Raw genomic sequence first — 13,624 nt, 5'->3', positions numbered from 1 at the left:
TCCGCGTCAACCTGCCATACCTGCGATGAGCCTTTTCAATGCATCCTTCACCTTGTTGGGTTTGTCACCGGAAGGCAGCATGTCAATCATGAAATTCAATTGATTGGCGGCTGAATCCTGCTCGCGCGCACTGCCCAGGCGCTTGAGAACATCGCGGTAACGGGCGATCAACCCGTTCAACACATCCGGATTGGTGATGCAGGCGCTGGAACGGCCGTCCAAGCATGCCCAGAGCGCATCTATCCTTGCCGCCTCGACTTCGGCCAGGGCATGGAAGAAGTCCCGGTTTTCCGCGAAGCGCCGCCTGCCATTTTCAGCGCCGGCTTGCAGCAGGCTGGAAAGTTGACCGGCGCGAGTGTCGAACCCGGCACGCTCACCCCTGGCTGCAATCAGGAATTCTCCCTCCAGGGCATTGAACAGCGGGTAGTAATCCCATTCGCCGCTGCGTTGCTGCGCATGCTCTGCGGCACGCCAGTAGGCCGTCCGCATCTCGGCCAGGCAATCCTTTATTCCCTTGCTGCCGCTGGCATGGCGCGCCTGGGCGAGGCGCTTCCAGTGCGAACCGATAAGCGACAGGCGCTCGGTGGTCGCTCCGATTTCCACCAGCTGCTTGAGCCGTTTCAGGCCTTGATCCATGTAGCTGGCACCCGCTTCACGCTTCCTGGCGTCCTTCGCCACGAGCATTCTGGCGCCGTAACGAATCTCCAGGTTGGCAAGCTGTTCCAGGGCTTTCAGGCTGATGCCGGCGTCTTCCAGTGCCAGTGCGGCGCGGTAAAGGCCAATGGCGCGATCGGTATCGCCGAGTTCGGCCCAGGCACTGGCAAGTTTTTCCCGGACGCGGGCGTTCTGGAAATCGGGGCCGCGCGCAGCCTGTTCGATCGCCTTGATCTGCTTGCTGTAGTAGTCCTTCTTCTCGGCATCGCTGGCGCCCTGAAGACGAGCACAGTGCATATCGAGGTCGGCAACGAGGTCACTGGCGTGAACGTACCCGCCCAAGCCTGACTGTTCCGCCGGTTCGACCGGGAAGCAATAGCGTTCGTCGCCATAGGCCTGGAAGGCGCCCCAGGTGTTGCTGAGACGATGCTGCTCGTAGGTGGCGGCGCGCGCCATGAGCACCGCCTGGCCAAAGCGCTTGCCGGAGAACATGGCCGTGTAGAAGGTTTGCGCAAAGGTGCTGGCGGCGCTGTCGTCCACGGCCCAGCCGGCCGCAATGACGGCCTTGCAGCCCATCTCGATGAATTGCGTGGCCAGATTAGCGGCGAGTTCGCCCCAGCGCGGCTGGGCATCCTCTTTCATGGCGCCGAGGTGGCAGCAGTTGATGAAGACGAATTCCGGCACGTGCCGGAGCTTGTTGACCTGCGCCGCCGTCAGGCAGGTCTTCGGGCCGAGCACCATGCCGGTGAGCCCGGTTTCCTTGTCCCTGACGACGCCATGACCGGCCAGGTGCATGAAGCGGTAGCGGCCGTTGAACAGGGCCTCGAATACCTGCTGGGCATTAGCGCGGTAAAGGTCGTTGACCTCATGGCCCTGGCCAGAGAAAACCGTGGCGACGGCTTTCGCTTCGGCTTGCGCACCGGGCAGCTCGATCATGCCGGACTGGGTATCGCCCACGATGAAGACGCCGTTCCCGGTTGCGGCCGGCACCCTGCCCCGGCCGTGGGTCGTGGCGAGCTGGCGCACCAGTTCGACGCGCGTGGCCAGCGGCTTTTCGCCGGGTTGATCGCTGTCGCGCATCAGTTCCCATGGATAGGCGGCGGCTTCAGGATCGACGGACATCATCAGGGTGCGCACTTCGGCCACGGCCTCTTTCATCCCGTTCGGCACCATGAGTTCGAATACGGCACGCGACAGTCCGGGCTGATCCTGGGTGGCGCGGGTGATCGATGCGATCAGGCCGTCCACCGCCTGGCGCTGATCCGCCTCGGCGGCAACCTCGTTGCGCGCCCGGTCGGTAATGACGGTGAAACGCAGGCCACCTTTGTCATCGGCGACGATGAGCACGCGATACGCCCCCGGCTGGCCGCCGCCGCTGACACAACGCCCACGATAACCGCCAGCACCGGAGCGCAGGCGGCCGTCAAAGCGCACGGCATCCGCGAATTGCGCCTCACCGGCCAGGTCACGCAGGACCTGCGCCGTCGCGATGGCGCGGTCCTCGGCCTCTTCATACAGGGTCAGGCGGCCGATGCGGGCCTTCATCCCGGCGCGGCTCAGCGATTCGTTGGCGCGCCGCAGGGCGTCGAGCAGGCAGCGCGCGCCGACCTCGATGGTGAGGCCGGTAAAGCCGGTGCCGACCAGCAAGGCGGAGACAGCCAGCCGCTCCGCGCCGGCGGCATCGGCACACAGGCGCTGTTCGTGGCTGCGCGCATATTCCAGCAGGCCATTGGCCAGCGCCTGGGTGAGCTTGCCAGGCAACAGTTCACCCACTGGCCCCAGGCCGACCACGATGGCGCCGCCGGGCTTTCCAGCCGGGGCCGCGTTGAGGAAGACCATGGCGTCGTCCGGCTGGGCTGGATAGCGGCCCAGCATGAAGGTGCGCGCCAATTGTCCGTCCAGGAGGCCATTCAGGAAACTGGCGCTGCCGCGCAGGCTGTCGTTGGCGTATGCGCCAATCAGCACCGGCGATTCGGCGCTGGCCAGGCTGCCGTGGATGACCTCAAGAATGGCCGGCACTGCCTTTTTCTCCGCAACGCGCTGGCCCGGGCGGGCGCAGCCGGTGGCGGCGGCAAGGACTTCATCGACGCTCGGGTACAGGGCATGGCTTTCCAGGCCGCGTGGGCGGAAGACCGGTGCGGACTCGCCGCGTGCGCCGGCAGGAATGCGGGTCAGCGCGGGTTCACGCGTGTCGCCGCTCTCGATCAGCTCCCGGTAGGCCTCGAAGGCCTTTTCATGATTGGCCAGATCGCCATGCACGGCATCGGTGTACCACACCGGCACGCCGGGTGGAATGCCCGTCTTCCAGGGCACCCGGCCGTCGCCCTCGTCGACCCAGCCGATCTCAACCTGCCCCTCGACGATGCGCACGGCGATGGGCGTGGGTGCGCGGCCCGCGACGTAGAGGGTGCATTCCGGGTCAAGTTCCGCGCTGCGCAGGGCAGCAATGGCGGCGCGCGCCTTTTCCAGAGGATTTTTTTGCGGTGGAAGCCAGGACTTGCCTTTTTTGGAATCCTGATCCTCGCCGTACCAGGTCTGCCAGACATTGGCATCGAAGTAGTCAACACCATCGCTGGCCTTGCCGTCATCCTCTGGCCAGGGCAGAAGTTCCAGCACGCCCGGAAAATCGCGGACGATCTCGAGGAATTCGCGCATGTCGTGCTTCCAGTCGAACCAGCGCTCGATGGTCTGGACAAAATCGTCGCGCGCCATGAGCACGGCGGCAATGGAGTGCGAGCCCTGGTTGGGCGTGCCCAGTTGCAGCAGGCGGCTGCCGGGGATGGCCTTGAACTTGTCCCAGCGCCCTTTCAGCGCCAGACGGGCAACCAGGCCGCCCATGGAGTGGGCGACGATGCGCAGAGGTTGGCCGCGTTTCTGGGCGTCGAGCATGGCCTGGTCGAGCTCCTTGCCGAAGCGCTCCGCCGCATCGGTGACCGACAGGCGCCAGTCGTAGGAAAAGGGCCGCACTTCATGGCTATCGGCCAGATGACGCGCCAGCATCTCGTAATTGCGGTCCATCCAGCCATCCGGCGTCACCCCCTTGGCATCTACCTTCAGCCTGGCCATTTCGCCAGACCACATGCTGAAGGGCTCGAACCAGACGCGGTCCTTGCCGAGCTGGATATGGCTGCCCATGATGCCGGGCAGGAGGAAGACGATGGGGGCGTCGTCCTTGCGCTTGGTCTCCCTGCCTCCCCGGCTGATCTCGGCCCTGGACGGACCTTCGAGCAACTGGTACTGGCTGTCGTCGCCCTTGAGCGCGCCCAGCAGCGCCAGCGCGCTTTCGTCGCGTTCGAAATAGCTGAAGTGGGTGACCTGCGGGCCGCTGACCGGCTTCTGGCGAATGCCTTGAACACGCATCGCGCCGCCGCTCATGGAAGGGGTGTTCACCACCAGGTCGGTTTCGCCGCCGTAGAAAACCTCTGACAGGCAATCGCCCAGCCAGGGCAACAGGCCGTCGCCCTGGAAGTCGCCGGCCAGCACGTGCAGGGGGTGCTCGATCTTCACGTCCGGGGTATTGAGCAGGCCCACCAGCGGCGAATCGGGCATCATTGCCTCCAGGCCGGGAAGGATGCGCGCGTCGGCGCGCTGCTTGACCACCGCGAGCAGGAAAGCTTTCAGCAAGACATAGCCCTTGGCCACCGGCATCATGCCGGGAATGATCTTGCCCGTCGCGTCAAAGCCCTTGCCCATCAGGTTGAGCATGACGCTGGCCCAGCGGTCCAGCCGGCCCGAGGCCAGGGTGGTGCCGCGTGCCGGACAGGCAACGCGCACGAAACGCTCGACCTGGATGGCGCGCTTGCAGAGTTCCCGGTTGAGTTCGCGCAGCCGCCTGGCATCGGCCTCGAAGCCCTCACGCCCAAGGCGTTCGGCATGGGCGAGAAAACGCTCGATCTCGGCATCGGTGAACGGTTCCAGGCCGATACGGTTGGCGCGTGCCAGCAACTCGCCCACCATGCCCCCGCGTGAATGGCTGACCAGGTGCAGGCGCGCCCCCTTGGGCAGGGTCTTGACCAGGTCCAGCGCGTTGGCGATGGGGCTATCAGTCAGGCTGCGGTGTTCGAAGGCATAGAGGCGCGAGCCATAGGTCTTGACCAGTTGTTCGCGGTACTTTTCGTTGGCCCACAGGTCCTTGAAGCTGCCTTCCGTCGAGGAGGCCGTGCCGTGGATGAAAATCAGGGCCGGCTCGGCGGACCTGGGCAGCGCATCCACCTTGCTCAGCCCGAAGGCATCGGTGCTGCAACGGTACAGGCCGTTGTGGTCGTCCAGCTGCGCATCCTGGAAAGTGCCCGCCGCGATCAGCGCGGTCACCCCGGCGGGGCCTTGCCGGTAGACCCGCAGGCCCTTGAGTATCCAGGCGCCCAGGCTGTCGCGCGCGGTGCCTGTGGGCAGGCGCACCCCGGAGAGATGCAGGAGCTGGCCGACCTCGATCTGCCCCGGGCCGGTTGCACCGCGCCCCGCTGCGCCCAGGTAGCGCCCGGCATCTTCGGCGGCCACCAGGATGCGGGCGCCGTTGGCCAGTTCCAGCTCAAGAACCGCATCGGGTTCAAGGGCCTCGGGCAAAACGCGCTGCGCCTCGCCACGTGACAGGCCATCCAGCTCATACACCTCGGCGGGCCATTCGGCGATGGAGGTATCTTCCTCCTTGAGCATGCCGTCGATACGCAGTTTGATGTTGCCAGGGTCTTTGTTCATTTCCAGCTCCTTTCGAATCCATTCATGGCACGGCTCATGCCTGCATGGCCGCGGATATCCGCACGGTGGCCGCCGAGATCACGATCAAGGCGCATTGCCGCCCATCCCTGCCTAACCCGCTTCCTTTGCGGTGAAATGCTTTTGGGGGATCATTTGAAAACCTTGAAGCTGCGCGGCTTCCTGGTGCCGAGGATTTGCGGCGACTGCGGCAGGCGCGTGGATGGCAGGTAAGTCCGGATGGCGTCGAACCATTTCTGATAGGTCACCGGCTTGAGCTCGCGCAGCGTCTTCAGGGCATAGTAGGTGAAGGCGCCGTTGGGCCTGCCGTGAAAGCTGGTATCCCAGCTGTATTCGTGATCCTGGCAGCCGGCCAGCAGCAGATCGCCACCGGCACGGGTGAAACCTCCGCGTGGCGCCACTGCACTCAGGGCGAGAGGCGGGAGGGGACCCTTCATCCAGGCCTGGGGCGGCATGAAGCGCACTCTCGGCATGCCGGGATCAAGGTCCGCCTCGTCACCCCGCGTCACTGAACCGGAGTGGCAGCTGTCCGAGATCAGGATGATGCGCACACCAGCAGCACGACGCGCAAACAGGTCATGGATGTCGTCGTCGATCAACGCGCCCTTGCTCGCCAGATCGTAGGGACAGAGCGCCTCATCGCGGCCGTCCGGCTCGTCGCCGTCGCTGTCTGGCACCCAGGTGCCGTGGCCGGAATAGGTGATCACCAGGCTGTCGCCTTTCTCCGCCCCCTCTATCAGGCCGCCGATGGCCTTGATCATGGCGGCGCGCGTGGCCTGGCTGTCGATCAGTTGCGCGACGGCAAAACCACGCCGGGCAAGTTCCTCAGCCCAGTCGTTGGCGTCGTTGACGCAGCCTGACAGGTCGTTAGCCGTGCCGGGGTAATTGTTGATGCCGATGCAGAGTGCCTTGCTTGTCATGATAAATTCCTTTTAACGTGAAACAGTTTTGTGAAGCGTGACGTCACTCGCTACGCTTCACACCATGCGCGTAGCCCAAGCGGTTTCACATTTCACTTGGTTAATGATTCCGGGTGGCAATTTGCCATGCCCGTTAGCCCAGTTATTAAACCGGCCCCTAAATACTCGGGGATGTAGGAGGCCCGCCCCGGGCCGATTCAACCGGCCAATCGCGGCGAGGGCGCCGCTACCCGTGAATAGGGTTCAGCCCATAGCCGCTGCGTCTCCTACCTTGTGTACCTGAAAGTCCGCCACGGACTTTTCTCCCCTTCCCGCCCGTTCTTGTCGACCGCCCATACCCGCCAGCGCCCCTGCTGGGCACCCGTGAACTCGAATTTGTGGCCGGGAGACCTTGCGGCAGGAATGCCGCGGGCCAGCTTCCATGGCCTGCCCAGATCAGAGCACCACTTGCCTGACTCACAGCAGTGCAAGCAATCCAGCTCCACGGTATAGCTCGCCGCTCCGGACACCGCCTCCCAGCGCAGGGCCGTGGTGCGGGGAATGTTGTCGAAGGAACGCCCTTCTTCTGGCCATGTCGGCTCCGGTGCCCGGAGAACCGCCGCTTCGCCAGCACTCACCGCCACCAGCAGGAGCACCTTATCTCCTTTCTTCATGTGGGTCTTTGCGGGGGGACGCTGGGCAATCACCGTTCCCGCCCGGTGTTCGCTGGTTTCCTTTTCTTTCACCGGGCCAAGAATGAGCCCTTTCTCCTTGAGGTAATCTTCCACCCTCCGGACAGGCCAACCGGTAAAATCGGGGATTCTCACCATCACGGTTTCCGGCTCCGGGGCTTTCTGAGGCGCCGGTGGGCTTATGACCACCGCCTCATCCCTGTACGATGGCATAAAATAAAGCAGCCCCCCCAGCACCACGGCCAGCGCCATGATGGCCGAGATGATCCAGGTAAATTTGTTCTTGCCCATCCCGGAAGGAACGGGCGTGTGAATAGCCGGTTTTTCCCCGGCCATGAGCGGGGCATGGGCCATGGCCACGGCCCCGCTCTGCGCTGGCTTCAGCTCTTCATGCAGAAGCTTCGTCAGGGTTTCAACCAGTTGTCCGGTATCCGTATCCCAGTGGGTATCACTGATCTCGGTCGCCTGCCGCCGGGCCAGCTTTTTCAGGTCATCGGGCAAATCGCCATCACCCGGCATGGCCGCGTCCTGCACCAGCACCGGAATGACCCTGATGTCCCGCCGCAGCGCCGTGGCGGTCTCCAGCCGGATAAAATCCTTGGGATCGTCCAGGCGCCTTTTACCTGAAGCATCGTCGCAGGTGAGCCATTGCTTCCCGATGATGACCAGCAGCACATCGCACGAACCCACGGCCTGATCGATAGCCTCCACGAAATCGACGCCCGGCTCGATGCCGGCCACATCCATGAAAACCTTGTCCCCGCCGAACTTTTCCCTCAGCCGGTCAAAAATTCTACCGGCATGGCCTGCCGTATCTTCCCGGCGGTAACTTATGAAAATGCCTGGCATTTCTCACTCCTTTGGCCTATCGAATCAGCGCCACCGAGCCTGCCTCACCCCTATCAAGGTTTGTGCCTTACCAGAGCGTCCGGGTATCGAGCCACGTCACCTGGCCCGTCCTGCGCTTCACTTCCTTGTACATATGCGCCGTCCCGCCCGGCCCATCTCCGCCACCTCCGTTCCACAGGCAGATAAAGCGCACCTTGTCCACGCCGCAGGCGAGCGCGGTATGGAGCAGCCAGAGATTGCAGCGCTCGTAAGGGCCGGTATGTAGCGGAGGTTCTTCCAAATTTTCCGCTATGGAGCGTATGGGAGCGGCGAGCCTGGCCTTTGCGCCCAGATAGCGCTTGCGCCATGCCTCGCCGCCAGGCATCACTGATTTCTGGATAAAATCCGGCTCGGGAAACGGTTGCAGCCAGTGCACCTTCACGCCGCGCTGCTGGCAGGCCTCGGTAAACAGGAGATCGCCACCGCAGGCGCCCTGGGTGAGTGCAAGATCATCCGGCCCGGCGCCGAGCTGGTCTAGCGCTTCGGCGATCTTCTGCGCAGCGATGGATTCCTTCTCCGGCGGGAAGCGTGGCGTGGGGCGATCCGGCGTGTCGATCATGTGACCGCTGAACAGGAATACCTGGCGCGGCTGCCAGCGCTCATCGGGCTGGGCTGGCAGGTGCCGGGCGTGGTCGAAAGCCGGCGGGCCGGCCTCGACGTTTTCGGGGCGAAAATCGGGATCCTTGGTCATTTCAGTTGTACCCAGGTGTCGCCAGCCTGTTGTTCCTCATCAGCGTGAAACGTCCAGACCGGTAGCATCAAGCGGGGGTTTGATCAGTTCAGCATGGACGATGAAGGCTTTGACTAGAGTAGAAACCAGCAACAGCCATAAACGCTAGTCAAATGACATATTACTCTTTTTTATAGCGGAAAGAAAAGCCCGCTGAGTTCCGTGAGGAAAAGAAAAAGGCAGGGTCGCGATGCAACCCTGCCTTGATGATTATTGACGTTTTTTAATTCAGGACAGGGACTTCTCCTATCCCATGCCTGCGCACTTTCAGACTTCGCCCTCGGGCGTTGCCGAAATCTTGTGGATGGAAAGGTCGGCACCATTGAATTCATCTTCTGGATCAAGACGGATGCCGATAGTTTTCTTGAGCAGGCCATACACCGCAAAGCCACCTGCCAGCGCAATCGTGATACCGAGCAAGGTGCCGATCAGCTGGGATGCGAAGCTCACGCCGCCGATGCCGCCCAGTGCCTGGAGGCCAAAAATTCCGGCGGCAATGCCACCCCATGCCCCGCACAGACCGTGCAGCGGCCACACGCCCAGCACATCGTCAATTTTCCATTTGTTCTGGGTTTGCATGAACATCCACACAAACAGCGCACCAGCCACCAGACCCGTCACCAAGGCGCCCAGCGGATGCATCAAGTCAGAGCCCGCGCATACCGCAACCAAACCCGCCAAGGGGCCGTTGTGCACGAAGCCGGGGTCGTTCTTGCCCACAACCAGTGCTGCAAGGGTTCCGCCCACCATGGCCATCAGCGAGTTCACCGCAACCAGGCCGCTAATGGCGGAAAGGGTTTGCGCCGACATGACATTGAAGCCAAACCAGCCCACGGTCAGAATCCATGCACCGAGGGCGAGAAAAGGAATATTCGAGGGCGGATGCGCCGCCATCATGCCATCCTTGTTGTAACGGCCACGCCGGGCGCCCAGCAGCAACACCGCAGGCAGGGCGAGCCACCCACCCATCGCATGCACCACCACGGAACCGGCAAAATCATGGAATTCAGCGCCAAAAGCAGCCTTCAGCCAATCCTGCACGCCAAAATGATGGTTCCATACAATGCCCTCGAAGAAAGGGTAGATAAAACCCACCAGAATGAAAGTCGCTGCCAGCTGGGGGTTAAACCGGGCGCGCTCTGCAATACCACCAGAGATAATGGCCGGAATGGCCGCAGCGAAAGTCAGCAGGAAGAAGAACTTGACCAGCTCATAGCCGCTCTTCTGTATAAGCTCTTCCGCACCAGAAAAGAAATTCACACCATAGGCAATGCTGTAGCCGATAAAGAAATAAGCAATAGTGGAAATGGCAAAATCCGTCAGTATCTTTACCAGCGCATTCACCTGGTTCTTTTTACGCACCGTGCCCAGTTCAAGAAAGGCAAACCCGGCGTGCATGGCCAGCACCATGATTGCACCAAGCAGAATGAACAACACATCGCCACCCGTATTCAGATTTCCCATCAGAATTTCTCCAGAATTTTATCCGAGCAAATAAAGCACAAATCATTCCATATTTATTTACGATTGATTTAATGAGGGTTTTTTAAGTTGACCCTAAAATAATAAGCGCTGTACGCACCATAAAAGTGCATTCATAAAAATCACGCACCACAACAAGCCACGGCAGATCTGCTGGCCTGGTTTTTTCAGCTTAGTTTTTCCTTGCATCAGCCAAAAGTTTTACATATAATTCGCGTCTTCAAAATGCGCCGGTAGCTCAGCTGGATAGAGTACTTGGCTACGAACCAAGGGGTCAGGGGTTCGAATCCCTTCCGGCGCACCAGTAAATAAAATGGGCCTACAGAAATGTAGGCCCATTTTATTTTAAGGGGCAGCTCTCTTTATCTCATCCTGATCCTCTGACATCTGCACAACCATGCACCATGGTGCCAGTATCCGCCCCGCCAGGATCTCCAGAAGATCCCGCCACTATTTAACGTGACTTCAGCCAATATTTAAGGCCTGCATCGCTGCAAGGCTTTATTTATCTGGCTTGCCCGTTCAGGCCAGCCAGGGCACTGGCGCTCGCAAGTCCCCATGATCTAAAATATTTATTGACCACAACTATATTCAGGTGAATAATTAATAAACAATTCATTCGATGGCATATATTGAGGTTCAGCCATGGTGCATTCCGTACAAGCCAGAAACACAGACCGCTCAAGAGTGCTGACGCAAGCTGTGCACGAAGTTGCGCGACGCTTTGAGTTCGGCTCGACCGATCTGAAGAATATTATCGGCATCAGCCAGCCGACAGCTTCCCGGCTGCTGAACGGCAAATACAGCCTCAATGAAGGCGGCAAGGAATGGGAGTTGTCAGCGCTTTTTGTGCGCATGTATCGCTCCTTGTCCTCAATGGTGGGTGGAGATGATGAACTTGCCAGGGTTTGGTTAAACACTCCTAACCGTTCCTTCGGCGGGCAGCTCCCGGCGGAAGCTATCAAGCGCATTGAAGGACTAATCCATGCCTGCGAATATCTGGACGCCTACCGCGCTCGCATCTGAAGCGTTTCCCTGGAAAGGTGGCGGCTGGAGGGCTGTGGAAGCTCAACACAAAGTTGCTACCATGACCCTGGTTCACGGGTCACTGTTTGATCAAAACCTTCTTGAGGGAATTCTCGAAGAAGTTAAGCCGATTCTTCCAGCGGATGCACAAGGCCTCCATTGGCTACTTTCCACACCTTTTCGTTACTACCCTCTTCCTGGCGGATCGCGGTTTCGCCGCAGAAATGATCCCGGCGTATTTTATGGAGCCGAAGACAGGGAGACTGCCTCTGCGGAGAGCGGATATTGGCGTTTGCGCATGTGGATGGACAGCGAGGGATTATCAAAGAGGCAGAAAGCAGTACCAATTACGCTGTTTGAGTTTCGTGCGGCAGGAGATAAATCCATAGACCTAACCATGCCACCTCTATCGGCCGAACGGGAAACCTGGATTGCCGCTGATAACTATTCCGGCACTCAATTGCTGGCAGACAATGCCAGGGAAGCCGGGGTCGAAGTGATTCGTTATGCTTCCGTGCGCAATCCCGGCGGCTACTGTCTGGCCTTAATGACACCGCAGGTATTCAGGCGTGTTGAAGAACCATACTGGAACAGCCAGCAAACCTGGACGCTGCTGATTGAACCGCCCGATTTGGTCGTCTGGCAACGTGATATCACATCGGAGACCTGGTCTTTCAGGTTTTAGCTCGTTTCCCTGGCCACAGCGGAGGCCCTCTTAGTTTAGTTCAAGCTGAATTCAGGAATAAACTTATCCATAGGTCTTCCAAATATCGCGCATCACAGCGGCAGAAAGCCTGGATATTTCCGCCTACGCCCTCAAGCGACTACTCAACCACAAAATAAGCAACGATGTCACGGCTAGTTATATCATCAAGGACGCGGAACGGCTGCGCGAGCCAATTCAAAAGATCACGGATTATCTATAAAACCGCTTGAACATAACCAAATACAACCATAGAATATAACCATGCCTTATATGCTCATAATCAAGCAGCAGGCCCGGAAAAAACTGCAAAGCCTGTCAAGGCCGGAGCGATTCAGGCTTGCCGAAAAAATTGAATTGCTCGGTGATAACCCAGACAATACCGAACTGGATATTAAAAAGCTGGAAGGAGAGACTTTCTACCGCATGCGGGTAGGCAACTGGCGTGTGATCTTCGACCGGCAAGACGCGGTTAAGGTGATCGCAATTGAAAAAGTCAAGCCACGCGGAGACGCTTACAAATGAGACTGCAAACCATTAAATCTATCGACGGAAAAGATGAATACGTCTTGTTGCCCGTCGCCGTCTACAAGGCGCTGAAAGATGAAATCGAGGACGAAGTGTCCGGATTGGAAGCTGCGGCGAAGAAGGGTGAAGAATACGTGCCTTTCGTGCTGGAAGACTACATTGATAATCCGGTTGCCTTGGCTCGAATGTCGGCGCACATGACACAAAAAGAACTAGCTGAACGACTTGGTGTTACCCAAGCCTATATCAGCAAGGTCGAGCGCCAAGACAAGGTGACGCCCCTGCTTTTATCACGAGTCAAGGCCGCTCTGGCTACCCGGAATACCTAACTTCAATGTTGGATTGGCACGATGGTTCTAGTTGTCTGCGGAGTTTAGCTGCCTTAATGCGTACCTTCATGCGAGAAATAGCGAAATGGCGCTAACCGTAATCCTAAGGCTGACATTGCTTTAGTAGCTAAGCCTACTAGCTCTAGAAATAAAAAAGCCCCGCATCGCTGCGAGGCCTTATGTATCTGGCTCCCCGACCTGGACTCGAACCAGGGACCTGCGGATTAACAGTCCGTCGCTCTACCGACTGAGCTATCAGGGAATTGACAAGCCAGCATTCTAAGCAGTTGCCGCCTTCAGGTCAACCCGTTGGCAGCAAAAATCTCGTTCATGCAGGGGTGTAAGAATTTTTGTGTAAACGGTCATTTGGCAGGAAACTGCCGTCCTGGAGAAAGGAGCTGTAATGACCGTAAGCAACGAACTGCTGGACAGCCTACTGGCTGATTACAAGAAACCCGAAGACCTGATTGGGGAAGACGGGCTGCTTAAGCAGCTCACCAAGAAGTTGGTGGAGCGGGCACTTGAGGCCGAGATGGCCGAACATCTGGGCCACGCCAAACACGAGCCGGTCGTCAACCCTGCCGGCAACACCCGCAACGGCAAGAGCAAGAAGACGCTCAAGGGCGAATTCGGAGAATTGCCGATTGAAATCCCCCGCGACCGCCACGGCAGTTTCGAGCCTCAACTGATTCCCAAGCACCAGACCCGCTGGACAGGCTTCGACGACAAGATTCTGTCGCTCTATGCTCGAGGCATGACGGTGCGCGAGATTCAAGGCCACCTGGAAGAGATGTATGGCACTGAAGTCTCGCCATCGCTGATTTCCTCGGTTACGGACGCAGTCATTGATGATGCCAAGGCTTGGCAGTCCAGAGCGCTGGACGCGCTCTATCCCATCGTCTATCTCGACTGCATTCACGTCAAGGCGCGCGATAGCGGCGCGGTGCGGGTCAAGGCCGTGTATCTGGCATTGGGTATCA

Annotated in this window: 10 protein-coding genes and 2 tRNA genes; 6 read left to right on the top strand and 6 right to left on the bottom strand. The window is 59.5% G+C overall.

Going from position 1 to position 13,624, the window contains the following annotated elements; genetic code table 11:
- Positions 1-6 precede the first annotated feature (6 nt).
- The 5 genes from WC392_09500 to WC392_09480 all read right to left on the bottom strand — a co-directional run bounded on the left by WC392_09500 (position 7) and on the right by WC392_09480 (position 10,040).
- Positions 7-5,349 (bottom strand): CHAT domain-containing protein, encoded by a 5,343-nt coding sequence (locus WC392_09500; protein MFA5242591.1) that lies wholly within the window; start codon positions 5,347-5,349, stop codon positions 7-9.
- Between the two features lie 149 nt (positions 5,350-5,498).
- Positions 5,499-6,287: a caspase family protein gene (locus WC392_09495; protein ID MFA5242590.1), complete on the bottom strand. Its 789-nt coding sequence runs from the start codon at positions 6,285-6,287 to the stop codon at positions 5,499-5,501.
- Between the two features lie 266 nt (positions 6,288-6,553).
- A complete protein-coding gene (locus tag WC392_09490) occupies positions 6,554-7,807 on the bottom strand; it encodes a TIR domain-containing protein (GenBank protein ID MFA5242589.1) in 1,254 nt (417 codons plus the stop codon).
- Positions 7,808-7,874: 67 nt separating this feature from the next.
- Positions 7,875-8,537, bottom strand: coding sequence for a hypothetical protein (locus WC392_09485; GenBank protein MFA5242588.1), 663 nt, complete (start codon positions 8,535-8,537; stop codon positions 7,875-7,877).
- A gap of 306 nt (positions 8,538-8,843) precedes the next feature.
- Positions 8,844-10,040 (bottom strand): ammonium transporter, encoded by a 1,197-nt coding sequence (locus WC392_09480; GenBank protein MFA5242587.1) that lies wholly within the window; start codon positions 10,038-10,040, stop codon positions 8,844-8,846.
- A gap of 245 nt (positions 10,041-10,285) precedes the next feature.
- Here WC392_09480 and WC392_09475 point away from each other — a divergent pair.
- The 5 genes from WC392_09475 (at position 10,286) to WC392_09455 (ending at position 12,644) form a co-directional block, all read left to right on the top strand.
- Positions 10,286-10,362: transfer RNA gene (locus WC392_09475), tRNA-Arg, on the top strand.
- Between the two features lie 341 nt (positions 10,363-10,703).
- Entirely contained in the window at positions 10,704-11,084 is a 381-nt protein-coding gene (locus tag WC392_09470; protein MFA5242586.1) for an MbcA/ParS/Xre antitoxin family protein, read from the top strand.
- Positions 11,044-11,769: an RES family NAD+ phosphorylase gene (locus WC392_09465; GenBank protein ID MFA5242585.1), complete on the top strand. Its 726-nt coding sequence runs from the start codon at positions 11,044-11,046 to the stop codon at positions 11,767-11,769. Before WC392_09470 ends, WC392_09465 begins: the two co-directional genes overlap by 41 nt.
- Before the next feature lie 282 nt (positions 11,770-12,051).
- Positions 12,052-12,312 carry a type II toxin-antitoxin system RelE/ParE family toxin gene (locus WC392_09460; GenBank protein ID MFA5242584.1) on the top strand — a complete coding sequence of 87 codons (261 nt, stop codon included), beginning with the start codon at positions 12,052-12,054 and terminating at the stop codon, positions 12,310-12,312.
- On the top strand, positions 12,309-12,644 hold the full coding sequence (locus WC392_09455; protein ID MFA5242583.1) for a helix-turn-helix transcriptional regulator: 336 nt from the start codon (positions 12,309-12,311) through the stop codon (positions 12,642-12,644). Before WC392_09460 ends, WC392_09455 begins: the two co-directional genes overlap by 4 nt.
- Before the next feature lie 186 nt (positions 12,645-12,830).
- Here the strand turns inward: WC392_09455 and WC392_09450 are convergent.
- Positions 12,831-12,906, bottom strand: a tRNA-Asn gene (locus WC392_09450).
- 141 nt (positions 12,907-13,047) lie between these two features.
- Here WC392_09450 and WC392_09445 point away from each other — a divergent pair.
- The coding region (locus WC392_09445; GenBank protein ID MFA5242582.1) for a transposase at positions 13,048-13,624 on the top strand (577 nt) is incomplete at its 3' end.

The sequence above is a fragment of the Sulfuricella sp. genome (assembly GCA_041651995.1).
GTDB lineage: Bacteria > Pseudomonadota > Gammaproteobacteria > Burkholderiales > Sulfuricellaceae > Sulfurimicrobium.
Note: the sequence above shows the minus strand (reverse complement) of the source record. Positions and strands in the feature narration are given on the sequence as shown.

Coding starts and splice junctions, on each gene's coding strand:
- WC392_09500 (MFA5242591.1), bottom strand. CDS start 5,349: ATGAACAAAGACCCTGGCAACATCAAACTGCGTATCGACGGCATGCTC.
- WC392_09495 (MFA5242590.1), bottom strand. CDS start 6,287: ATGACAAGCAAGGCACTCTGCATCGGCATCAACAATTACCCCGGCACG.
- WC392_09490 (MFA5242589.1), bottom strand. CDS start 7,807: ATGCCAGGCATTTTCATAAGTTACCGCCGGGAAGATACGGCAGGCCAT.
- WC392_09485 (MFA5242588.1), bottom strand. CDS start 8,537: ATGACCAAGGATCCCGATTTTCGCCCCGAAAACGTCGAGGCCGGCCCG.
- WC392_09480 (MFA5242587.1), bottom strand. CDS start 10,040: ATGGGAAATCTGAATACGGGTGGCGATGTGTTGTTCATTCTGCTTGGT.
- WC392_09470 (MFA5242586.1), top strand. CDS start 10,704: ATGGTGCATTCCGTACAAGCCAGAAACACAGACCGCTCAAGAGTGCTG.
- WC392_09465 (MFA5242585.1), top strand. CDS start 11,044: ATGCCTGCGAATATCTGGACGCCTACCGCGCTCGCATCTGAAGCGTTT.
- WC392_09460 (MFA5242584.1), top strand. CDS start 12,052: ATGCCTTATATGCTCATAATCAAGCAGCAGGCCCGGAAAAAACTGCAA.
- WC392_09455 (MFA5242583.1), top strand. CDS start 12,309: ATGAGACTGCAAACCATTAAATCTATCGACGGAAAAGATGAATACGTC.